The 485-nt window shown below is 72.4% G+C and carries 1 pseudogene; it reads left to right on the top strand.

Annotated elements, in window-relative coordinates:
• A pseudogene (locus HWY05_RS37810) lies at positions 1-485 on the top strand (hypothetical protein); the annotation flags it as partial.

Here is a 485-nt window from a genome sequence, read left to right as displayed (position 1 = left end):
CGGGCACCAAGCTGGCCTCGATGAAGGCGCTCGAGACCATCATCAAGGCGGTGCTGGCGCAGCCGGTCACGCCGGTGTTCGCGTCCGATTACGCGCGCGAGGTGCTCGACTCGCTGGACATGAGCATCGCGCGCGACGGCGATGCCTGGGTGATCCGCGATGCCGGCCGCCTGCGCACGGTGCGCCTGCCGGCCGGCAAGGTGCCGGACCTGCGCGGCGCCACCGGCGTGGCCGGCTACGCGCCGGGCCCGGGCGGCACCTACGTGCACCTGAGCGGCAGCCAGGCGCGCTTCGCCGTGATCGACGCCGCCCAGGCGCCGCGCATCCCCTACCTGGCCGACGCGAACGGCTCGCTCGAGAACTTCGAGCGCAATGCGCGCGGTTTCTCCTTCGACCTGCATTCGCTGATCGTGCCGCAGTTCCGCCTGGCCAATGCCGGCGCCTGCCGCGTCACCCGCCATCCGCTTGCCTCCTCCCCTTCGAGC

The organism is Paraburkholderia sp. BCC1876 (assembly GCF_902833695.1).
In the GTDB taxonomy this organism is placed as follows: Bacteria; Pseudomonadota; Gammaproteobacteria; order Burkholderiales; family Burkholderiaceae; genus Paraburkholderia.
This window is presented reverse-complemented; position numbering and strand designations above follow the sequence as displayed.